Here is a 20,790-nt window from a genome sequence, read left to right on the forward strand (position 1 = left end):
CGCCTCCTTTGACTTAACATAACGCCTGTTAAACAAGGCTGAACTTTTCAAGTTTGTAATAAAGCGATCGAAGAGAAATACCAAGTCTGTTTGCTGTTAACGATTTGTTCCCATCATTTTCTCGGAGCGCTGTCTCAAGAATAGATTTTTCATATTCATCCATTATAGAAGCGAGCGTGCTTGATTCTGAGAGTGTCTCTTCCTGCTCTTTATGCCCCCGAGATGACAATGACTTAACTATATCTTCTAATCCAATAATGGACTCTCCAGACTCCATATAAATCATAGCCCGACTTAAAACATTTTCAAGTTCTCGGACGTTCCCCGGCCAATCATAACGCAAAAGCCTTTCCTGTGCATCAACCGTAATCTTTTCGAGATTCATTCCAAATTCTTGGTTTAGCTTTACTAGCAAATGGCCAATGATATAAGGTATATCATTTTTACGGGAACGAAGCGGTGCAATCTGAATTGAAATCCGGTTCAATATATAATAGAGCTCTTCATTGAATTTACCTTCATGCATTGCTTTTTCCAAGTTTTTTGAAGTTGCCGCAATAACACGAACGGATAATCGGATTGGGATTGTCCCACCATATTTATATACCGTCCCATTCTTCAAGTAGTTTAGCAATCGTACTTGAGCCGGAAGTGATAGATCGGCCACCTCATCCAGGAATAATGTGCCTTGTTCAGACTCTTTAAAAAGTCCATGTGTACTTTCTACATATCCGAAGTCGGAAGTGCCTGATTCCTGTCCAAATAACTCCATCTCTAAACTGACTGGGTCCATGGCTGCACAATTTACCCGGACGAACTTTTTGAAACGCCTTTCGCTAGCACTATGAATGGCATGTGCAAACAACTCTTTCCCTGTACCAATTTCTCCACGGAGAAGGACGGGAACATCCGATTTAGCGGCCAATTTTGCTTGCTCAATCGATATGCTAATATCAATTGATGTGCCATAAATATCTTCAAAGGTATAAGTTGATTCGAGTTTTCTAATGATTGTTCGTGCACGGTCTAGTTCTTTCATCAAATTACGCATTTCGGTTATGTCGTGAATTACACCGACACTCCCTTTTACTTGGTGATCAACAATGATTGGTGCAACATTGACAATTACTTCACGATTATTTTCACCTATACGCATATTGACTCCACGAACCGGTTTCCTTGACTTAAGTACTTTCATATGAATACTTTCACCTTCGTTAATATCCGCATTCGCGGGTTTGCCAATGACCTCATCTCTTGAAAGACCAGTGATTCGCGAATAAGCAGGATTAACGAGAATTCCATACCCTTTATCATCGACAACCGAAATCGCATCGTCGCTAGAATGAATAATCGCTTCAAGCATCGTTTTCATTTTATTCAAATCCGTAATTTCTTCTGCAAGAGCAACGACTTCTGTTATGTCTTTAAAAACAGCAAAAGCGCCAACTTTGTTCCCCGTGGAATCAAATAGAGGGAAACGAGAAGTAACAATTTTTAAACCGTTACCTAGAATCAGTTCCTTATTCAATTCTGCTCTTCCCGAATTAAACACTCTCGGAAGTTCAGACGTCGGGACGACTTCCTTTATTGGTAAGCCAATAGCTTCTTCAATTGGAAAATCAATCATCTTTGAAGCTCTTTTATTGAAAAAGTCAACTTTCCCTGCTCCATCGATGCCGATCATGCCCTCTTCAATCGAATCAAAAATCAATCGCTGTTTATGCATCTCCGTATGAATCCGCTTAATATATGTATCGTTTTCCTCAAGAAGCTTCACAAGAAGATTCGCGACAGAACCAGGTATTAGTACGGTGTGGGCGGGTCTCGCATTTAACAGCTCAGTGAATACAGATTTTTCACCGGTTACATCGAAAATGATATGCAAGTCGTCGTTCAAGTGACTTTTCCAATCCTTTCCATATGCGATACCTAGTTTTTTAGCACGAATAATTCCTGGTGCTTGTTCATCCGTATCAATGATTGCGTTTACATTCATGAAATCTAAATTTTGGAGAAGGTCCAGTATTATCAATCCGCCTGTCCCCGCCCCGACAATGAGGACGTTTTGCAAGGATATTCATTCTCCTTTTTTAAACCATGCAATCTTTTGCATTTACAACTACATCATACATGAAAGCACGGTTCTTGACAATAAAATATGAGCAGGTAAAATTGTATTTGTTAAGGAGTTGTCTTATATGGCACGTCTAGCAGCATTTATCGTGTTGCTTATCCCCGGACTATTTGCAGCCGGCGGTATTAAGCTTATGCGAGATTCTATATTTGGTGTTTTATTCAATCCGTTTCCGTCCATAATGCTTCAATTCATTGTAGGGTTTTTATTATTCGGAGGAGGTCTGTGGTTTTTTGCAGGTTTCCTATTGCGCCGCGACCGAAGAAAAGGACGAGTGCAAGGACGATTCAAACAAGAGTAAGAACAGCAGTGGTTTATGGAGAATCAACAAAATTAAATGGATTGAGACAGATTTATTTGTCTCAATCCATTTTTTTACTTTTCAGACGATCTGGATAATCTGTAATCCAGCCATCAATGTACGGAGGCGGATTTAAAACGATGGGTTCTATTCCGGTGATGCCATATACCCTGATTTTCTTCCCGGATAGAATTAGATTGTTTAAATAGGGTTCTTTCAATAATCGTTTATGTAAATGGAATCCATCCGCGTATGTATATTGTTCCAGATTACTCCAATCCACAACTTTTTTACGTAAAAGATAAGCCGTTTCCATTTGGGAATTAATTTTTTTCACCATTTCTAATAACTCGTAGTCAAATGACGAGATGTGGACTTCTTCAACATGAGTAACGATATCGAGAATTTGTTTGATAAATTCTGGACGTTCCGAAACCGTTTCTTTCAACTCGACGTTAAGTGCTAAATGATGGCTTTGGCAAAATGACACTACTTCAATTAATGTGGGGATTTTGTGTCCTACAAATAAACGAGTGTATTTTCTCCCCACCCGGATTCGCTTCACTTCCACACCTGTCATGGATGAAATTGATCGACGAATTCCTGCAAGTCTTGATAGTACTAGGTCATGGATAACAAATAGAACGCCGTCTTCAGTCACTTGCACATCCAATTCGATACCATCAGCACCTTGTACGACAGCTAATTCAAATGCTTTCATTGTGTTTTCAAAGCGGGCACCTGAAGCACCTCGATGCGCAAAGATAGATGGCTTAGACATTTAGCACACCATCTTCTATTGTAAAAACACCTTTAGTAGTACCGTGAAGTATGGAAGACTTAGATCCGATTTCAATTATGGTTCCTGAATAGGCTTCCTTTGTTACTTCGATTTGTCCGGGAACTGCGAGCTTAATTTTACGTAATTCGAGTTGAATCTCTTTATCAAGGTGTAAAATGCTTTCTTTGTTCGATTTAATCGTCTCTGTCAGTTTCAAGTATGCGTCTGCTCGCGTGCCCTTCAAATCTTTCTGAACCCCTTCTATTAGCGAGACGTTATGTTCAAGTTTAGCGACAACTTCTTGACGTTCTTTCAACTCTTTTGCCATTTCTTGAATTATTATATAGATTTCATCTTTATCGATTCCTTTTGAACGAAGAACGGTTTTCCGTTCATGGTTGTTTCCTGCAAAAGCACATTCAATTTTATAAAGCGCTTCGATTACACCTCCAATTATTTTCCCTTTGTTGTTGTCGACAAATACATAATCAGCAGTAACTTCCGTTCCTAGCAGATATAGACCTACATGAATTTCTTCCCCATATAACTTACAGTTATTTGCATGCTTTATAAAGATATTTCCTTTTGCTTCGACAATGGTCATTCCTCCGCCGAACACACCGCCTTTTATGTAAATATCCCCATCACTCGACTGAATTTCCTTCGCATTTGTGATTCCTTCATTTCCTTCTATAGCAATGCTGCCCGTCGCGTTAATCGAATAACCTGCATTGACAGTTCCATAAACTTTAACTGCACCGTCAAATGTAATCGAACCCGTTTCAGGACCAACATCCCCATTTACGATTAGCTGTTTCCCTACACCAATAACACCGCCAATGCTTTCGAGAGCCCCGCCGTGCGCTGCCCGCAGAACGAATTTACCCATTTCTTGCACTTCAGTCACTGATTTCTTATCATAGGCTAGCTGCTTCTCTTCTCCTTTTTGAGCTGGCAGAGGGTTCCCTAAAATATCACAACCATCGATACCTTCTTGCGCTGGAATTTTTTCGCCAAGCCAATCGTCTTTAACAATAGGAGTAACAAAATTCATCTCGAAATAATCGGCAATACCATCTTCACGAATGACTGGCCTTCTTTCAGGAATTTCTATGTATGTAATGACCGAATCTGCACCTTTTTGTGGCTGCCTTCCAACAGCCGCCGTAATTGGCTCACCCGGTTTAAATGGTTCATTTAGTAATACTTTTTTTCCGTATATGATTCCAGCCTCATCAATCACACTTTCAGCTGCTTTAAGAATAGATAGTTTATTTTCTTCGTATTCTTTCACTGACAAATTTATGTATAGTTGGGCTGTCATCTTATCAGTTGAAAGGGCCACTTCAATTGCAGGCAACCAACTGCCAATAATATATTCTCCTTCAGGATTCGCTAGTGCTTTCCGTAACGTTGTAAACGAATTAAGTTTTAGCTGTGGATGGTCACGCGTTATTTCATCGAATGATTTAAGTGGAAAACCATTCTTCTTTGTACGCAATATTACTTTTTCCTCTACTACCGAAAGATCAAAGTAATCATTTTGAATCAACATAGAAGTTTCATCCTTTCTCTATTTATCATTATAAAGAATTATTACTAGATTTGTTGGAATAGTTCGTCTTAAACGACAAAGAATACCCGCCCTGGAACATTGATTCCGATGAGCAGGTATAACTATTGGTCAATTTTATTACTTACTCAGCTCGCCATATGTTCAAGTCGAATCTTATCGGCAATCATTGCGATGAACTCTGAATTAGTGGGTTTACTTTTCAAGTGGTGCACAGTATAACCAAACATTTTGGATATTACATCATAGTTTCCGCGGTTCCATGCTACTTCTATTGCGTGACGAATTGCCCGCTCGACCCGGGAAGCAGTCGTATTGTACTTTTTAGCAATCTCCGGATAAAGCACTTTTGTTACAGACCCTAGTAAATCCACGTCAGTGTATACCATTTGAATCGCCTCACGAATAAATGCATAGCCTTTAATATGAGCAGGCACACCAATTTCTTTGATAATTGCTGTAATTGTTGTATCCAAGACTTTTTGACTTACAGCTCCAGACGTAACTTCCCCAACGGATTGAGTTTGTGGAGCAATGGGTTTCCTCGTTCCTGCTACTTGGAAAATTTGGTTAGCTAGTCTATCAAATTCAAATGGTTTAAGCATAAAATAGGAAGCGCCAAGACTTGCCGCTTGTGTCATAACATCTTCCTGGCCAAATGCGGTAAGCATGATAATATGCAAATCAGCAATTTTTGCATTGCCACTTAACGTTTCAAGCACTGCAATACCATCAAGATGTGGCATAATGATATCAAGTAATAGGACATCCGGCGTTTTTTCTTCTAACATTGTTAAGCATACTTTACCGTTATGTGCCGTCCAAATTACTTCTATTTCGGGGTGCCTTTCAAAATATGCCACCATCGTTTTCACAAGTTCCTTGTTATCGTCAGCAATCGCTACCTTCAGTTTATCCATTCTCATTTCCCCCTTGTACTATTATGACGGCTTCGTTCCCTAAATATTAACAACTAAATGTTAACTGCACAAGGGAATTTTCGACGAATAGTGAAACAAACCTCTATTTTTCAGTGTAAATGAACCTTCTGGCATATGCTTTCCCCATATTTCGACGCATTCTTATGTTTTCTGAATTTTCGTCAAAAAACTTTTACCCGACTGCAAAAAAAAGGTCAACCAGAAACTGGTTGACCTTTTTTTACTTTTCACCAATTCTCATCTTTTCCAAAAAAAGAGCCGCTCCTTTTTTAGGGTCGTCGACAAACATATGCGTTACAGCACCTGCAAATTTGCCATTCTGAATAACAGGGCTTCCACTCATTCCCTGTAAGATTCCGCCAGTAGCTTTTAGTAATTTTTCATCTGTTAAAATGAAATGGAACTGATCTTGTTCAACTTCAGTAATGCTAATGGAAAATGACTCGACTGCTGTTCCTTTAATGGTCGTGTAAATTTCAGCCGGTCCTACTTCCACTTCACTGGAATGCATAATCTGTAGAGGTTTGGCCAACACTTCCTTATATGTGCTGTTCCACGATCCGAATATTCCGTATATCCCATTTATTCGAATCGAGCCTAACATATCTTTGTCATCTACAATCGTCGAGATCTTATAGCCCGGAATACCCGGTACACTTTTTTTAATCTGATCGATTTCCGAAAGATAAATCGATCCTGATTTAAAAGAAGGCGGTGTTTTCAAGGCACTATCAATAATCTGATGACCTAGAGCGCCGTATGTTCCATTGTTCTGGTCGACATAAGTCAGGGTTCCTGTTCCTTCCGTCCGATCTTTTAGGAATGGAAGGAGACGTTTTATCGCCTCGCCATCTGCTAGGATTTGGAGCTCATTACCACCTCGGATGACATGTAAAACGACTTCCTTCTTACTACGCATTGACGATGAGGATTTTTCGAATTCGCGTAAGGAACCAATTATTACACCTTCTATTTGTCCGATTAGATCACCTGCCTTCAACCAATTATCCTTCCTAATCATGACATCATTCGTGATATACACTCCAGACAAATCCATTTTAATACCGATTGATTGCCCCATGGGTATCAACGATTCGTCTTTTGCGAATGCCGCATCTGTCGTGAATGGCATGAAAAGAAAAAGCACAGACAACGAAACGGCTAACTTGAACTGTCTACTCCATCCCATATTTCACCTCCCTAAATAAGATACTGTTGGTATGGTCGTTCAGAGGAATCTTATGAAAGGGTAAATCAAGCAAAAATGAAAATCAACTTCCTTTTTGGTCCTACTAATAAGTAGTGCTGGGAAATTTTAAAAAATAACCAAGAAACACGCATAATGTATTATGCGTGTTTCTTGGTTATCTAAACGACTTTTTACGTTCGACAGCTAATTTTAACAACTCTTCTGCATGGCTCAATGTTAAAGGAGTTATTTCTGCGCCAGATAACATTCTGGACATTTCTTCCGTTCTATCCGATTCAATAACATTTTGGACTTCAGTTCTAGTTCTGTCACTTTTTACATCTTTTTTAATAAGGTAATGGTAATCAGCCATAGCGGCAACTTGTGGTAAATGTGAAATACAAAGTACTTGAGAATGGGTAGCAATCATGGCAATTTTCTCCGCAATCGCTTGAGCAACACGTCCACTTACACCTGTGTCTACTTCGTCAAAAATAAGTGAAGTTACTCCTTGATGTTGTGAAAAAATCGTTTTCAAAGCCAACATGATACGTGAAATTTCACCTCCAGAGGCAACCTTAACTAATGGTTTCAGTGGCTCACCCACATTCGTCGAAATAAGAAATGCCACATCGTCATATCCGTTTGAATCAAAAGTACCAGGCAATTTTCTTGTAATATCCACTTTGAAAGATGCTTTTCCCATATGTAGTTGTTGTAGCTGTTCCATAATCGCTTTTTCTAAATGATGGGAATAATTTAGGCGAATAATTGATAGTTCTTCCGCTTCAACTTCCAGGTCTTTCAATAGTTGATCAAGTTTTTCCTGTTCTGCCGCAAGTCGTTCATCCCTGCTTACTAAATCTTCTAGATCATCAGCTATTTTATCGCGATACAATAATATATCTTCAATTGTCTTACCATATTTTCTTTTAAGTGAGGTATGAAGGGCTAGACGCTCTTCAACTATTTCGAGTCTTGCAGGATCAAATTCCATATCATCAAGTATGTTTTTTAATTCATGTGACGTATCTTGCAGTGAATAGAAACTTGATGCAATTATTTCCGCATGGGGTTTCAATGTTATATCTACTGAAGCTGCATCTTCGATATCACTCATAGCTGATCCAACCCAATCTAGTGCATGCGTGTCTCCGCTAATTGAAACGTATGCAGTATTCAGTCGCTCATATAATCGAGTATAATTTTGAAGTTTTTGTTTCTCGGCTTCAAGTTTATCCTCTTCACCAATTATGAGGGTTGCTGCATCAATTTCTTTTAATTGAAATGAATACAGATCAATACGCTGTGCAACTTGTTGTTCATTTTCGTCCGCCTTTTCAAGCTTTCGTTTCAGTTTTCGATAGCTTTCAAATATCTCAGAATAATTTACATAAGCAAGTTCGAATTCTTCTCCCGCAAAATGATCGAGTAAATGAATATGTCTTCTTTCATGCATCAATTCCTGATTTTCATGTTGCCCATGAATGTCAATCAATTGCGAACCTATTTCTCTCAAAATAGCAATGGTTACGAGTTTTCCATTGACACGGCAAACTGTTTTTCCGTTCGAATTGAGGTCACGCCGCAAAATGACAATGCCGTCTTGGACGTCAATGCCGAAATCAGCTAACTTACCGATAATTGGATGATCATTATCTTCAATTGTAAAAAGCCCTTCCAACTCAGCTTTTGTCGAACCATGGCGGATAAACTCCTGCGATCCTCTTCCACCCGCCAGCAGTTGCACAGCATCGATAATAATTGATTTCCCTGCACCTGTTTCCCCAGTCAATACAGTTAAACCTTCGTTGAAAGTAACTTCTAGGTTTTCTATGATTGCGAAGTTTTTAATGGAGATTTCACTTAACAATTACCATCACCTCTTTCAAAGCATAGCCAGTAGTTTTTCCTTCACTTTTTCTGTCAGAGATTCATCCCGGCAAATTATTAAACATGTATCATCGCCACAAATCGTTCCCAGTATTTCATCCCAACTAAGATGGTCCATTAATGACCCGACAGCTTGGGCATTTCCAGGTAATGTTTTCAAAATGATAAAATGTCCTGCACTGTCAATGCTAACAAATGCATCTGTTAACATGCGGTGGAGTTTCTGTTCCGTGTTGTACTTATGTACGGCTGGAAGGCTGTATTTATAACTACCGTCGGATAAAGGAACTTTAATTAAATGCATTTCTTTTATATCACGCGAAACGGTCGCTTGTGTCACAGCCACTCCAGCAGCTTTTAAGCTGTCTACAAGTTGGTCTTGCGTTTCTATTTCAAAGTTCGAGATAATATCCCGAATGCGAATTTGTCTATGCCCTTTATTCATGCCAATCACTCCCATACCCAATAATTATATTCTAATTTGTACTGTAACACCGAAATTTTTAAGCAACAAGTATAGAGGAATGTCTCTTCGCTTCAGATAGGAAAAGTGCGCAAATAGATGCGCACTAGTGTAGCTCTTTGTAAGCCTCTTCAATAAGCTTATCAAAGTCAACTGCGTCAAAATTTGTCACTGGGTTTTCCTCAGAAGTTAAGTGAAATAGGAACTCAATATTCCCTTCGCCGCCAGTAACGGGCGAATATGAGATTCCACGGAGACTAAATCCTTCGTTTATGGATGCTTCAGCAATTTTTTTCAACACTTCTTGATGAACAGACTTTTCTCTGACAACGCCTTTTTTTCCTACTTTCCCTTTTCCTGCTTCAAATTGTGGCTTCACAAGTACCATAACGTCACCGCCATCAGCAATGATTCGTTTCAAAGCGGGTAGGATAAGTGTTAATGATATAAAAGAAACATCGATAGTAGCAAATTGCGGTATCCCTTGGGTGAAAAGATCCGGTGTTGCATGCCTGAAATTTGTTCTCTCCATAACCGTTACACGTGGGTCTTGACGTATCTTCCACGCAAGTTGATTGTAACCAACATCAAGTGCGTAGCAATGTGCAGCACCGTTTTGAAGTGCACAATCTGTAAAACCACCCGTCGATGATCCGATGTCAAGTATAATTTTATCCAACACATCGACATCGAACTGCTCAAGTGCTTTTTCAAGTTTTAATCCGCCTCGGCTCACATATTTCAATTTCGAGCCTTTGACCACAAGTGGGGCGTCAATTGCAATTTTTTCCCCTGGTTTATCTAATCTAGTTTCAGCAGAAAAGACGATGCCCGCCATAATCGAGCGCTTTGCCTGTTCCCTTGTTTCGAAGAGACCACGCTCAACTAATAGTACGTCAACCCGCTCTTTTGTTGTACGATTTGTCATACTTGTTCCCTTTCCACTCCACACTCTTTGACGAAGTTTAACATATTATCAACCAGGTGATCAGTTGTCATACCGATTTCAGCAAGCAATTCATCAACGTTACCGTGTTCAATGAATTGGTCTGGAATACCCATCCGTCGAATCGGTACGCCAGTTTGTTGTGTGTCATGAGCATATTCAATAACAGCACTTCCGAAACCGCCCGCAAGGACAGCTTCTTCAACTGTCATGATTGGTATACCAGTAGCAAAAAGACCATCCAGCATTACATTATCAAGCGGTTTGATGAATCTCGCGTTAATAACTTTCACATGGATTCCTTTGGCGAATAACAATTCGGCCGCTTCGAGCGCCATCGGAATTGAGGTACCGAATGTCAATATAGCTGCATCATGTCCTTCACGTAATACTTCCCACGTACCGATAGGGATTGGACGTAGTGTTTCATCCATTAAGACGCCGTGACCATTTCCTCTTGGATAACGCATTACAATTGGACCTTCGTCATAATCAATAGCGGTTTTCACCATATGCTGTCCTTCGTTTTCATCTTTTGGCATCATAATAACCAAGTTTGGCATATGTCTAAGGAAAGCAATATCGAAGACACCCTGATGCGTTTCACCATCCGCACCAACAAGACCTGCACGGTCAATTCCGATAAAGACGTTCAGATTCTGCCTTGAAATATCATGAAGTACCTGGTCATAAGCTCGTTGCATGAATGTCGAATAAATTGCAAGAAATGGCTTCATGCCTTGTGTAGCGAGACCAGCCGCCATTGTAGTTGCATGTTGTTCAGCAATGCCGACATCGAAGAATCGATCTGGAAATTCTGCAGCAAACGATTCCAATTTCGAGCCAACAGGCATCGCTGGTGTTATTGTAACGATACGTCTGTCTTCACGAGCAATGTTCCGAACTGTTTCTGCTACTAATCCGCTCCATGAAGGTGCAATTGAGACAGATTTTACAAAATCACCTGTTTCAATTTTATACGGTCCAGTACCATGCCATGTACCGATTTTATCATCTTCAGCTGGACTATACCCCTTGCCTTTTTTCGTAATAACGTGAAGTAGTACTGGCCCTTCCATTTTCTTCGCATATTGAATATTGCGTTCAAGGTCATTGAAATCATGTCCATCAATCGGACCAAGATATGTGAAGCCGAGTTCTTCAAAAAAGACACCAGAGACAAGTAGGTATTTCAGACTATCTTTAACTCGCTCCGCAGCTGCAGCAAGTTTACCACCAACAGCGGGAATTTTCTTCAGTATATATTCCAACTCATCTTTTGCTGAGTTATATTTGCCCGCAGTCCTCAATTTCCCAAGGACCGTATGAAGTGCACCGACATTCGGCGCAATTGACATTTCGTTGTCATTTAAAATAACAATCATATTGGTTTTTGAATCTCCAATATGATTAAGCGCTTCAAGTGCCATTCCACCTGTCAGCGCACCATCACCGATGACTGGTATCACATAATTCGATTCACCTTTTACGTCCCTCGCCGCTGCCATTCCCATAGCCGCAGAAAGCGAAGTAGAACTGTGACCTGTTTCCCACACATCATGCTCGCTCTCAATCATTTTTGGGAATCCGCAAAGGCCTTTGTATTGCCGAAGTGTGTCGAAATCGCATGCGCGTCCAGTTAGTATTTTATGAACATACGCCTGATGGCCGACATCCCAGATGATTTTATCATTTGGACTATCAAATAACCGATGCAACATAATCGTTAGTTCGACAACTCCAAGATTCGGACCGATATGACCACCGGTAACAGATAGCTTTTCAATTAGAAACTTCCGGATTTCTCCCGCTAATTCTGTCAACTGTTCTTTGTTGAGTTTTTTTATAAAAGATGGACTAGTAATTTCAGTGAGTTCCATCATCATCACACACCTTCACAAATTAATTGCCTCGAATGTTACTGCTAAGAACCCATTATATCAAGTAAGACGTCCAGTACAACAATTACGGTCATTTCAAGATTTTCTTTCGACGATATAATCTGCGAATAATCCGAGAAGTGGTTGATCTACTTTCAAAAATGAAAGAGATTGTTTTGCTACCTGATGGTGTTCAGCAAGTCGTACAATAGCACCATCCAAACCGAGCAATGACGGATATGTCGACTTATCACTTATCGTGTCGCTACCCGCAGTCTTCCCTAGTTCTTCTGTCGTAGAAGTAACATCTAAAATATCGTCCTGTATTTGAAAAGCAAGGCCTATGTTAAATGCATACTTTTTCAATTGTGCTGATTTTTCATCAGATAATCCTGCAAGTATTGCCCCAGCTTCAATGCAAAATGACAACAAAGCACCCGTTTTGTTGATATGAATGGTTTCGAGTTCGGATATAGATAAAGCTTTTTTCTCCCCTTCAATATCAAGCACTTGACCGCCGACCATACCTCTTGCTCCAGATGCATCCGAAAGTAAACGGACGATTTGAAGAGCGTTTTCGGCACTAGTAACTGTAAGACGAGATAGACTTCCAAACGCAAGGGCCTGAAGCGCATCTCCTGCAAGAACTGCTACAGCCTCCCCGTAAACAACATGATTCGTCGGTTTTCCACGTCTGAAATCATCATTATCCATGCAAGGTAAATCATCATGGATTAGGGAATAAGTATGTAACAATTCAACTGCGCATGCAACCGTCAAAGCATCTTCTGATTTGGCACCTAAATCTTCTAGCGTGGCTAGGACGAGGAGTGGCCGGATTCGTTTCCCGCCGGCATTAATTGAATAGGCCATCGAGGATTTTAAAGTTTCTGATACTGTCATTGAGTCAATCATAATATTTAGCTTACCTTCAATAACCGGGAGCTTTTCTGTGATAAATTGTTGTAGTTTCTCATTCATTTGAATCGCTTCCTTTTGCCGGATTGAATTCCGTTTCGTTTCCATCTTTGTCAATAATAGAGATTAGTTGTTTTTCAGCATCCTGTAGTTTACCATGGCAAAAACCAGAAAGTTCCATTCCTCTTTTATACAGTGTGATGGCATCTTCAAGGGGTACATCGCCTGTCTCGAGTTTCTGGACCACCTCTTCTAATTTCAACATCGCTTCTTCAAAGCGGATTGACTCTTTTTCCAATTATATTTCCTCCCCATCGCTTATCTTAATTGATTGGATTGTCGCTTCCGCCGTACCATCATGCAAACGAATCCGAATTTCTTTCCCAACTTCCAGTAATTCAGCAGAATTGATGACCTCGCTGTTTTTATAAACAATTGAATAGCCTCGTTCCATAATCGTTAGTGGATTCAGCGCCTGCAACATTCGTACAGATGCGTGAAAACGCTCACTTCTCATGCGTAGGTTTTGTTGTACACTTCTTGTGAGACGTTCAGTTACTACCGTTATGTCCCGGTAACCTTCTTTAATTCGCTGATCCGGGGAATAAGTGGAAAGCAGGGCACTCAATCTTTGGTATCGCGATGTTCGAGAGCTTGTTATATCGTTACCACTTCTAAGCAGTCTTCCTTCAAACCCAATTAATCTCTCAGTAAACGGACGATATAATCGCTCTGGAAATTGAAGTGGATAGGAATTTTGTAAACTTGTTAAACGTTTGCGCTCATTTTTAATTTGATTGGATAAGGAATTATAAATTGACCTCTTACGATCCAATAGCCTTTCAAACAACTCTTCTCGCGCCGGTACGGCCATCTCGGCAGCCGCAGTTGGGGTAGGTGCCCTTTTGTCCGACACGAAGTCAGCAATTGTTGTATCCGTCTCATGTCCAACAGCACTAATAACCGGTAAACGGCAAGAAAATATTGCCCGTGCAACTGACTCTTCATTGAATGCCCATAAATCTTCAATTGAACCGCCGCCTCTTCCCACGATAAGGACATCGAGAGAACCATAATTATCCGCTTGTTGAATTGATTTGATGATGGAAGGCGCTGCTTGCGGCCCTTGTACTACCGCGGGAAATAATATGATTTCAGCAAGTGGATAACGCCGTTCAATCGTGGAGCAGATATCTTGAATCGCTGCGCCTGTTTGTGCTGTAACCACACCGATTTTATTTGGATAGAGTGGAAGTGGTTTTTTCCATCTTGCATCGAAAAGACCTTCTTTACCTAGGTTTTCTTTCAATTGTTCAAAGGCAAGATATAATGCTCCGATGCCATCAGGTTGCATGGATTGTACATACAATTGATAATTTCCGCTCGTTTCAAAAACAGTTACGTCACCTGTAATGAGAACATTCATACCGTTTTCAGGTTTGAACTTAAGTCCAGCTGCGCTAGAACGGAACATCGCTGACTGAATTCGGCTTTTTTCGTCTTTTAAAGTAAAGTAGATATGACCGCTCGGATGGCTTTTAACATTCGATAGTTCTCCTTTGACAAAGACATTTCGCAAATGAGGGTCTGCATCAAACTTTCGTTTAATATATTTTGTTAATGCTTGTACAGACAAGTGTGGATCTCCGGCCAACAGTCCCGCCTCCCCGATTATTGACGTATAGAGACGCTGTCTTTTCGATGAAAAACAGCGTCCGTCCGGTTTTTTATTATTTTTGTGAGTGTCTACCTTCTTCATATGCTTTTTCAGCACTGTGAAGAGTGTTTTTTAGAAGCATGGTAATTGTCATTGGACCTACCCCGCCAGGTACCGGTGTTATAGCAGAAGCTTTCGTTATTGCTGATTCAAAATCGACATCTCCGCAAAGTTTTCCGTTCTCATCACGGTTCATGCCTACATCAATAACGACAGCACCGTCTTTTATATGCTCTTCTGTAATGAATTTTGTCTTTCCAATTGCGACGATTAGAATATCCGCCTGTTTTGTAAAGGATGCTAAATCCTTTGTTTTAGAATGGCAGTATGTGACTGTGGCATCGCGTTGCAACAGTAATTGACCCATCGGTTTCCCCACTATATTGCTACGTCCAACAATAACTGCATGCTTGCCGCTAATTTCAGTGCCTGTCCGCTCAAGAAGTTTAATGATCCCGTATGGTGTGCATGACAGAAATGCTTTTTGACCAATTATCATTTTCCCAACATTTTCCGGGTGGAATCCATCAACGTCCTTTGTAGGATCGATGGCACGAATAACGAGGTTCTCATCGATATGGTCAGGTAATGGTAATTGAACAAGGATGCCATGAATAGAATTATCATTGTTTAGTCTAATAACGTGATTAAGTAACTCCTCTTCGGATACCGTAGCGGGAAGTTCAATTAATTCCGATTTCATGCCCGCTTCCAGACTCGATTTCTGCTTGTTTCTAACGTATGTACGGGAAGCTTGGTTTTCACCGACTAAGACTACCGCTAGGCCTGGCTGACAGCCATTTGCCCTAAGTGTAGTCACTCTTTGCTTTATTTCTTCCCTGATTTCCTTACCAATTGCTGTTCCATCAATCCGTTTGTCAGTCATCATGGTTCCTCCAAACAATCCAATTATTTTTCTTCGAATTTCGATAGTACGCCATTTACAAATCGGCCTGATTTTTCATCGCCAAATGTTTTACAAAGTTCTATTGCTTCATTTATTACAACCCTGTGTGGTACTTCTTCATTGTATAGCAGCTCATAGACAGCGATTCGTAAAACGGTCCGTTCGATTTTAGGGAGGCGGTCCAATGACCAATTTTCCAACTTTTCCGTAAGGACTTCATCAATCTCTTCCTTATTCTCTACAGTACCACGAACAATTTGTTCATAAAACCGGTTCACCGGTTCTTCAATAATGTAAGTGATTGCCTCATTTATACTCAGTTCTGTATTATCAAGCTGAAAAAGTGTTTGTACGGCTTTTTCGCGTGCTTCTCGTCGTTTCATAATATTATTCTCCTCCACTACCGTATCTCTAGGGCATTATCATAGCATAAGTTGGTTGTCCAGATACAGTAAGACAATTTGAAAAGCATCATCCGATAGAATGATGCTTTTCAGATCATACGGTTTCGGTTCCAGCTTCAAGCTGAATCCCTGTAATATGAACATTGACTTCTGTTGTTTCAAGGGAAGTCATGTGGAATATTGCATGACGTATTTGTTTTTGAATTTCCAATGCGATTGCGGGTAAAGAATAGCCATACTCGACAACACAATGAACATCGATCATCAAACCTTTTTCAGTCCATTCCGTTTTGACTCCCTTACCATGATTCACTTTTCCAAACTTCTCTGCAACCCCTGTTGCGAAGTTTCCTCTTGTGTATGCAACGCCTTTTATTTCTGTCGTCGCAATACCAATAATTACTTCAAGAACTTCAGGAGCAAGATGGACGTGTCCAAGCTCACTGCTTCCCGATGGAGCCAATCCAACCAATGTTGGAATTGTATTAACAGACATCCAGATTCTCCTCTCCGTTAGTTCATAATTGTGTACTTTTCAAGGAATTTTGTATCGAAATCGCCAGACTTGAAAACTTCGTTATCCATTAGGTTCAAATGGAATGGGATGGTTGTATCTACGCCTTCGATGATGAATTCATCGAGTGCTCGTTTCATCCTTGCTACAGCTTCCTCCCTAGTGTCCGCATGAACAATCAGCTTCGCAACCATAGAATCGTAATATGGTGGAATGGAATAACCTGTATACATCGCCGAGTCTACCCGAACACCAAAACCGCCCGGAGGCATATACATCGTAACCTTACCTGGTGAGGGCATAAAGTTTTTCGATGGGTTTTCTGCATTAATACGACACTCAATAGACCAGCCGTTGATTTTAATATCAGTTTGACGATAGACCAATTTTTCACCTGATGCAATTTTAAGTTGTTGCTGAACTAAATCGATACCCGTAATCATTTCTGTTATCGTATGTTCTACTTGTATACGAGTATTCATTTCCATGAAATAGAACTTTTGATTGATATGATCAAAAATAAATTCAACCGTACCTGCACCTCTATAATTCACGGCTTCCGCCGCTTTGACAGCTGCTTCCCCTAAAGAGTGACGAAGTTCAGGTGTCAGCGCTGGTGAAGGTGCTTCTTCTAATAACTTCTGCATTCTACGCTGAATGGAACAATCCCGCTCACCTAGATGAATCGTGTTACCGTATTTGTCGGCGAGTATCTGAACTTCAACATGACGGAAAACTTCAATGAATTTTTCAAGATAGACACCGGGATTACCGAAAGCAGCAGCAGCTTCTTTTTGTGTAATTTTGATTCCACTTACCAGCTCTTCAGCATCCCTCGCAACACGAATCCCTTTACCGCCTCCGCCTGCTGTTGCTTTGATGATGACCGGAAAACCAATTTCATCAGCGATCCGGAGGCCTTCTTGCTCATCAGCTACGATTCCCGTTGAACCCGGAACAATCGGAACGCCTGCACTCCTCATCGTTTCACGAGCTACGTCTTTCGTTCCCATCCTCGAAATTGAATCTGCGGTCGGACCTATAAATTCGATATTGACCTCTTCACAAAGTTCCGCGAAACTTGCATTTTCCGCCAGAAAACCATATCCCGGGTGAATGCCATCACATCCTGTGAGTTTTGCGATACTGATAATATTGGAAAAGTTTAGATAACTATCTTTAGATAACTTTGGTCCGATACAATAAGCTTCATCAGCCAATTCAACATGCAGAGCATCCTGATCAGCTTCAGAATAAACTGCAACTGTCTTCATGCCAAGCTCTTTACAAGCTCGGATTATACGAACTGCAATTTCACCACGGTTTGCAATCAACACTTTCTTCATACGTTACTCCCCCTTCAATTAGCTTTTACGAGGAAGAGGGGCTGGCCATATTCAACGAGTTGCCCGTCTTTTACGAGAATCTCAACAATTTCCCCAGAAACTTCCGCTTCAATTTCATTGAATAACTTCATTGCTTCTACGATACAAACGATTGATTCAGCTTTCACCTTATCGCCAATCTGTACATATGCTGATACTTCCGGTGAAGATGCAGAATAGAAAGTACCAACCATTGGTGAAATAACTTTGGTCAATGATGAATCGTCCGATTGTGTTGCAACTTCAGAAGCAATTGGCGACTCCTCTGGAAGTAAACTTACCTCTACTACTGGTTGCGCCGGTTTTTCAGCAACTACTTGCTGAGCAGGTTGTGCTGCTTCAACTACTGAAGTGGAATGCTTAGTACTTCCTTTTTTTAATTCCAGTTTTGCACCATCTAATTCATAAGAAAATTTTTCAATTGAAGATTGATCAATTAGTTTAATAATTTCACGGATTTCTTGAATTTTTAGCATGATCGATTCTCCTGACTCCATTTTAATACGTTCCATATCTATTTTAGACGTTTTCACGTCATATTGAAATAGATAAAGGTCATTTCCCTCAAAGTTTGAGGTTTAAGATCAAAAGCTGAGGTCATCTTCCAGCAACGAAAAAGATTAATTGGAACACAGAGAGTGCCTGGAAACGCACAGTTATGCGGCATTGTATATTGATTTAGCAAAAAAAAAAGACCCTATCCAGGGCCTTCAATTTGTTAGGTTATTCCGAGTCGCCAGTGAAAGAAACTTGAACGACCCTGGCATCTTTCCAACTTGTCATGACGAAATGGGTAATCTCTTCTGCCATTTGTGCTGATTGACCTTCCGAAGAAAGGACAGTGATTTTTACATCACCATCTTGATTGTGTACGAATGCTTCAGGATACCCCAACGCTTTAATTTGTAATTCCATGAGCGCTTCGGCAGATTCTTGTTTTGATAGCATGGCCATCTCATCGAACACTTCGTTTTTTTGTTCTGCTGTATACTCTGAAGATGTCATTTTAGTCAATAACTGATCCTCCATTTTACTTCGCTCATTGCGAACTTCCATCCGCATTTCCTCAAAGAGCAAGGCTTCAGCAAATACGGGCGTCGTTTTATCTGTACCATCAGCTTCCTCGTTCAAATTAATGGCTTTGTCCGAGTCCTTAAAAATGGTGATCCCGTCGAACGGCATCGGCGCTTTTTCTTTGATGTAATAGATCGAGATGACTGCAACCAGGCTTAGCAATGTCAAAAACCATACTGTTCTTTTATTCGTTTTCATTAGTGTTCCCCCTTTTCTCCATTTCAACGATGACGATTCGGTATTCGGGTAGCTGAAGTACGGTAGACAAGATCTTGGATAGTTCGTTTTTCATCTTGAAATCTTCCGCGCCTTCTGCAACGACTAGAATGCCTTGCAACTGATTTCCTTTTGTAGTCGATGCTTTGGATATTGAAAAGTAATCGGATAGCGGATTGGCAGATTCTCCACCATCATAATGGGGGTAGAGTAAAACTTCCCCTATTCCCTCAGTTCTCATAAGCGCCTCTTCTAATGCTGCATATTCCCGGCTCTCCTCCTTTTTTTCCTTCCCCCCCCCGATGACATCAAGACTGGAATTGATGAAAATGATGACCAGGAGAACAATCGTCCCGAGGAGGACAGTATGGATTTTCCTTTTTGGTTTTTGCATATCATCACCATTTCCGTTCATTGAGCCGGTTGTACGACCTGTCATCAATGATTCATTTTATGCAGTTTCACGAGAGGCTATGACCAATTATTGTGAAGATTGATTGAATCATCCAGATACCAATTGCAAGTTTAATAATCGGTAGGAATTTCTCTTCTGTTTCGTTTGAAAATAATAACAAGATTGTTGCAGATAATAGTGTGATCAGCAGAATTCCAGTTAAAAAGACTCCATTTCCAGCCTCATTTCATCGTAGTAATCAACTTTACAAGGATAATTGAAAATAGTGCCGTGTAGATAAATGCAAAAGCAATAAGAAAAGAGATTGCACATAACACGAATAACGTCCGCCCGATATCATCCAAAATACCCGTGATATCTTCATTCGCAAATGGTTCAATGAGAGCCGCAGTCCATCTATAAAAGAATGCAGTGATTAATGTTTTGAATGACGGAATAAGCGCCACTGTCCAAATTGCAGATATTAGCCATCCTCCTGCAAAAACACTTGCTCCCGATGAATAGCGGCCGATTGTCCCCATACTATCAGTCATGAAAGAGCCGATAAGTGGAACGTTTTGACGAATGAGTTCTTTAATAGGCTCACTCGCCAAACCCGTAAGCGCCCAAGACATCGTGCCTCCCACCGTGATAAAAATTGAATAAGCTGCAACTACTGCTGATACCGCTCCTAGAAGGCTCGTCCGAATTAAATCCGCCATTTTTGTAAAAGGAACGGGTGGGAGTATTCTGGAAACTAAATCTAATATCAATGCTGCAGTCAAAAGAGGAATCAGAATACGTTCTGTCAAAACGATTGCACCATTTGCAAATAGTAGCATTGCCGGTTGGAAATTCAACATACTGAATGCTCCGCCTGCAGCGATCATACTTGCTGTCAAAATCGGATAAATAGAAATGAACATCATTGATATGGAATGCGCAATATCCCGAATAAGATTTAAATGTTCAAAGGCTGGCTGCAAAGCTACCGTTATTACAATGAATATGAGAATCATCCTCGTCCATTTCGTAAACGTAGGGAATAGGAAATCAACTAGCAAAGCCATAAATGCAGAGATGATGACGATGACAAAGCTTGATAATACGGTTCCGAGTAGCGTTTCTATAAAAGAGATCATGGATGGCCCCGTCCG

General features: G+C 40.5%; 21 protein-coding genes and 2 pseudogenes. 1 reads left to right on the forward strand and 22 read right to left on the reverse strand.

Features of this window, described 5'->3' with window-relative positions; translation table 11 throughout:
* Positions 1–28: 28 nt before the first annotated feature.
* The 3 genes and pseudogenes from AC25Y5_RS06720 to AC25Y5_RS06730 all read right to left on the reverse strand — a co-directional run.
* Positions 29–1,039 (reverse strand): sigma-54 interaction domain-containing protein, encoded by a 1,011-nt coding sequence (locus AC25Y5_RS06720; RefSeq protein ID WP_488139827.1) that lies wholly within the window; start codon positions 1,037–1,039, stop codon positions 29–31.
* A pseudogene (locus tag AC25Y5_RS06725) lies at positions 1,016–1,375 on the reverse strand (PAS domain S-box protein); the annotation flags it as partial. The pseudogene AC25Y5_RS06725 and the gene AC25Y5_RS06720, both read right to left, overlap by 24 nt.
* 51 nt (positions 1,376–1,426) lie before the next feature.
* Positions 1,427–1,999, reverse strand: a pseudogene (locus AC25Y5_RS06730) (PAS domain-containing protein); the annotation flags it as partial.
* A 202-nt stretch (positions 2,000–2,201) separates the two neighbouring features.
* On the opposite strand from AC25Y5_RS06730, the gene AC25Y5_RS06735 reads away from it, so the two are divergent.
* Entirely contained in the window at positions 2,202–2,438 is a 237-nt protein-coding gene (locus AC25Y5_RS06735) for a DUF2627 domain-containing protein (RefSeq protein ID WP_482102515.1), read from the forward strand.
* A 61-nt stretch (positions 2,439–2,499) separates the two neighbouring features.
* Here the strand turns inward: AC25Y5_RS06735 and AC25Y5_RS06740 are convergent, their stop codons facing one another.
* The 19 genes from AC25Y5_RS06740 to AC25Y5_RS06830 form a co-directional block, all read right to left on the reverse strand.
* Complete coding sequence (locus AC25Y5_RS06740; RefSeq protein WP_488139648.1) at positions 2,500–3,219, reverse strand: glycerophosphodiester phosphodiesterase; 720 nt, start codon at positions 3,217–3,219, stop codon at positions 2,500–2,502.
* Complete coding sequence (locus AC25Y5_RS06745; protein WP_488139649.1) at positions 3,212–4,774, reverse strand: flagellar assembly protein A; 1,563 nt, start codon at positions 4,772–4,774, stop codon at positions 3,212–3,214. The genes AC25Y5_RS06740 and AC25Y5_RS06745 overlap by 8 nt, the downstream gene beginning before the upstream one ends.
* Before the next feature lie 146 nt (positions 4,775–4,920).
* Positions 4,921–5,712 carry a sporulation transcription factor Spo0A gene (spo0A, locus tag AC25Y5_RS06750; protein WP_482103089.1) on the reverse strand — a complete coding sequence of 264 codons (792 nt, stop codon included), beginning with the start codon at positions 5,710–5,712 and terminating at the stop codon, positions 4,921–4,923.
* A gap of 241 nt (positions 5,713–5,953) precedes the next feature.
* Positions 5,954–6,922 (reverse strand): SpoIVB peptidase S55 domain-containing protein, encoded by a 969-nt coding sequence (locus AC25Y5_RS06755; protein WP_488139650.1) that lies wholly within the window; start codon positions 6,920–6,922, stop codon positions 5,954–5,956.
* 175 nt (positions 6,923–7,097) lie between these two features.
* Positions 7,098–8,795 (reverse strand): DNA repair protein RecN, encoded by a 1,698-nt coding sequence (gene recN, locus AC25Y5_RS06760; RefSeq protein ID WP_488139651.1) that lies wholly within the window; start codon positions 8,793–8,795, stop codon positions 7,098–7,100.
* Between the two features lie 15 nt (positions 8,796–8,810).
* Positions 8,811–9,260, reverse strand: a complete 450-nt coding sequence (gene ahrC / locus AC25Y5_RS06765) for a transcriptional regulator AhrC/ArgR (RefSeq protein WP_482103086.1) — start codon at positions 9,258–9,260, stop codon at positions 8,811–8,813.
* Positions 9,261–9,384: 124 nt separating this feature from the next.
* On the reverse strand, positions 9,385–10,206 hold the full coding sequence (locus tag AC25Y5_RS06770) for a TlyA family RNA methyltransferase (protein ID WP_482103085.1): 822 nt from the start codon (positions 10,204–10,206) through the stop codon (positions 9,385–9,387).
* Positions 10,203–12,104 (reverse strand): 1-deoxy-D-xylulose-5-phosphate synthase, encoded by a 1,902-nt coding sequence (gene dxs / locus AC25Y5_RS06775; protein WP_488139652.1) that lies wholly within the window; start codon positions 12,102–12,104, stop codon positions 10,203–10,205. The genes AC25Y5_RS06770 and dxs overlap by 4 nt, the downstream gene beginning before the upstream one ends.
* A 96-nt stretch (positions 12,105–12,200) precedes the next feature.
* Positions 12,201–13,085, reverse strand: a complete 885-nt coding sequence (locus AC25Y5_RS06780) for a polyprenyl synthetase family protein (RefSeq protein ID WP_488139653.1) — start codon at positions 13,083–13,085, stop codon at positions 12,201–12,203.
* Positions 13,078–13,320 (reverse strand): exodeoxyribonuclease VII small subunit, encoded by a 243-nt coding sequence (locus AC25Y5_RS06785; protein WP_482103083.1) that lies wholly within the window; start codon positions 13,318–13,320, stop codon positions 13,078–13,080. Before AC25Y5_RS06785 ends, AC25Y5_RS06780 begins: the two co-directional genes overlap by 8 nt.
* Entirely contained in the window at positions 13,321–14,676 is a 1,356-nt protein-coding gene (gene xseA, locus AC25Y5_RS06790) for an exodeoxyribonuclease VII large subunit (RefSeq protein ID WP_488139654.1), read from the reverse strand.
* Positions 14,677–14,752: 76 nt separating this feature from the next.
* Positions 14,753–15,625 (reverse strand): bifunctional methylenetetrahydrofolate dehydrogenase/methenyltetrahydrofolate cyclohydrolase FolD, encoded by an 873-nt coding sequence (gene folD, locus AC25Y5_RS06795; protein ID WP_482105523.1) that lies wholly within the window; start codon positions 15,623–15,625, stop codon positions 14,753–14,755.
* A 23-nt stretch (positions 15,626–15,648) separates the two neighbouring features.
* Entirely contained in the window at positions 15,649–16,029 is a 381-nt protein-coding gene (gene nusB, locus AC25Y5_RS06800) for a transcription antitermination factor NusB (RefSeq protein WP_488139655.1), read from the reverse strand.
* Positions 16,030–16,144: 115 nt separating this feature from the next.
* The gene (locus tag AC25Y5_RS06805; protein ID WP_488139656.1) at positions 16,145–16,546 is read right to left on the reverse strand and encodes an Asp23/Gls24 family envelope stress response protein; all 402 of its coding nucleotides are present in this window, start codon (positions 16,544–16,546) and stop codon (positions 16,145–16,147) included.
* A gap of 17 nt (positions 16,547–16,563) precedes the next feature.
* Positions 16,564–17,910, reverse strand: coding sequence for an acetyl-CoA carboxylase biotin carboxylase subunit (gene accC, locus AC25Y5_RS06810; protein WP_488139657.1), 1,347 nt, complete (start codon positions 17,908–17,910; stop codon positions 16,564–16,566).
* Positions 17,911–17,924: 14 nt separating this feature from the next.
* The gene (gene accB, locus AC25Y5_RS06815) at positions 17,925–18,425 is read right to left on the reverse strand and encodes an acetyl-CoA carboxylase biotin carboxyl carrier protein (protein WP_488139658.1); all 501 of its coding nucleotides are present in this window, start codon (positions 18,423–18,425) and stop codon (positions 17,925–17,927) included.
* A gap of 247 nt (positions 18,426–18,672) precedes the next feature.
* On the reverse strand, positions 18,673–19,221 hold the full coding sequence (locus AC25Y5_RS06820; protein WP_488139659.1) for a SpoIIIAH-like family protein: 549 nt from the start codon (positions 19,219–19,221) through the stop codon (positions 18,673–18,675).
* A complete protein-coding gene (locus AC25Y5_RS06825) occupies positions 19,208–19,678 on the reverse strand; it encodes a hypothetical protein (protein WP_488139660.1) in 471 nt (156 codons plus the stop codon). The genes AC25Y5_RS06820 and AC25Y5_RS06825 overlap by 14 nt, the downstream gene beginning before the upstream one ends.
* A 197-nt stretch (positions 19,679–19,875) precedes the next feature.
* Positions 19,876–20,775 carry a stage III sporulation protein AE gene (locus tag AC25Y5_RS06830; protein WP_488139661.1) on the reverse strand — a complete coding sequence of 300 codons (900 nt, stop codon included), beginning with the start codon at positions 20,773–20,775 and terminating at the stop codon, positions 19,876–19,878.
* Positions 20,776–20,790: the final 15 nt, after the last annotated feature.

It is taken from the genome of Sporosarcina sp. Y1011 (assembly GCF_057669885.1).

Bases quoted from the DNA above. Each gene is read 5' to 3' on its own strand.
- AC25Y5_RS06720 (WP_488139827.1), bottom strand. From the start codon at position 1,039: ATGAAAGAACTAGACCGTGCACGAACAATCATTAGAAAACTCGAATCA.
- AC25Y5_RS06735 (WP_482102515.1), top strand. From the start codon at position 2,202: ATGGCACGTCTAGCAGCATTTATCGTGTTGCTTATCCCCGGACTATTT.
- AC25Y5_RS06740 (WP_488139648.1), bottom strand. From the start codon at position 3,219: ATGTCTAAGCCATCTATCTTTGCGCATCGAGGTGCTTCAGGTGCCCGC.
- AC25Y5_RS06745 (WP_488139649.1), bottom strand. From the start codon at position 4,774: ATGTTGATTCAAAATGATTACTTTGATCTTTCGGTAGTAGAGGAAAAA.
- spo0A (WP_482103089.1), bottom strand. From the start codon at position 5,712: ATGGATAAACTGAAGGTAGCGATTGCTGACGATAACAAGGAACTTGTG.
- AC25Y5_RS06755 (WP_488139650.1), bottom strand. From the start codon at position 6,922: ATGGGATGGAGTAGACAGTTCAAGTTAGCCGTTTCGTTGTCTGTGCTT.
- ahrC (WP_482103086.1), bottom strand. From the start codon at position 9,260: ATGAATAAAGGGCATAGACAAATTCGCATTCGGGATATTATCTCGAAC.
- AC25Y5_RS06770 (WP_482103085.1), bottom strand. From the start codon at position 10,206: ATGACAAATCGTACAACAAAAGAGCGGGTTGACGTACTATTAGTTGAG.
- dxs (WP_488139652.1), bottom strand. From the start codon at position 12,104: ATGGAACTCACTGAAATTACTAGTCCATCTTTTATAAAAAAACTCAAC.
- AC25Y5_RS06780 (WP_488139653.1), bottom strand. From the start codon at position 13,085: ATGAATGAGAAACTACAACAATTTATCACAGAAAAGCTCCCGGTTATT.
- folD (WP_482105523.1), bottom strand. From the start codon at position 15,625: ATGACTGACAAACGGATTGATGGAACAGCAATTGGTAAGGAAATCAGG.
- nusB (WP_488139655.1), bottom strand. From the start codon at position 16,029: ATGAAACGACGAGAAGCACGCGAAAAAGCCGTACAAACACTTTTTCAG.
- AC25Y5_RS06805 (WP_488139656.1), bottom strand. From the start codon at position 16,546: ATGTCTGTTAATACAATTCCAACATTGGTTGGATTGGCTCCATCGGGA.
- accC (WP_488139657.1), bottom strand. From the start codon at position 17,910: ATGAAGAAAGTGTTGATTGCAAACCGTGGTGAAATTGCAGTTCGTATA.
- accB (WP_488139658.1), bottom strand. From the start codon at position 18,425: ATGCTAAAAATTCAAGAAATCCGTGAAATTATTAAACTAATTGATCAA.
- AC25Y5_RS06820 (WP_488139659.1), bottom strand. From the start codon at position 19,221: ATGAAAACGAATAAAAGAACAGTATGGTTTTTGACATTGCTAAGCCTG.
- AC25Y5_RS06825 (WP_488139660.1), bottom strand. From the start codon at position 19,678: ATGACAGGTCGTACAACCGGCTCAATGAACGGAAATGGTGATGATATG.
- AC25Y5_RS06830 (WP_488139661.1), bottom strand. From the start codon at position 20,775: ATGATCTCTTTTATAGAAACGCTACTCGGAACCGTATTATCAAGCTTT.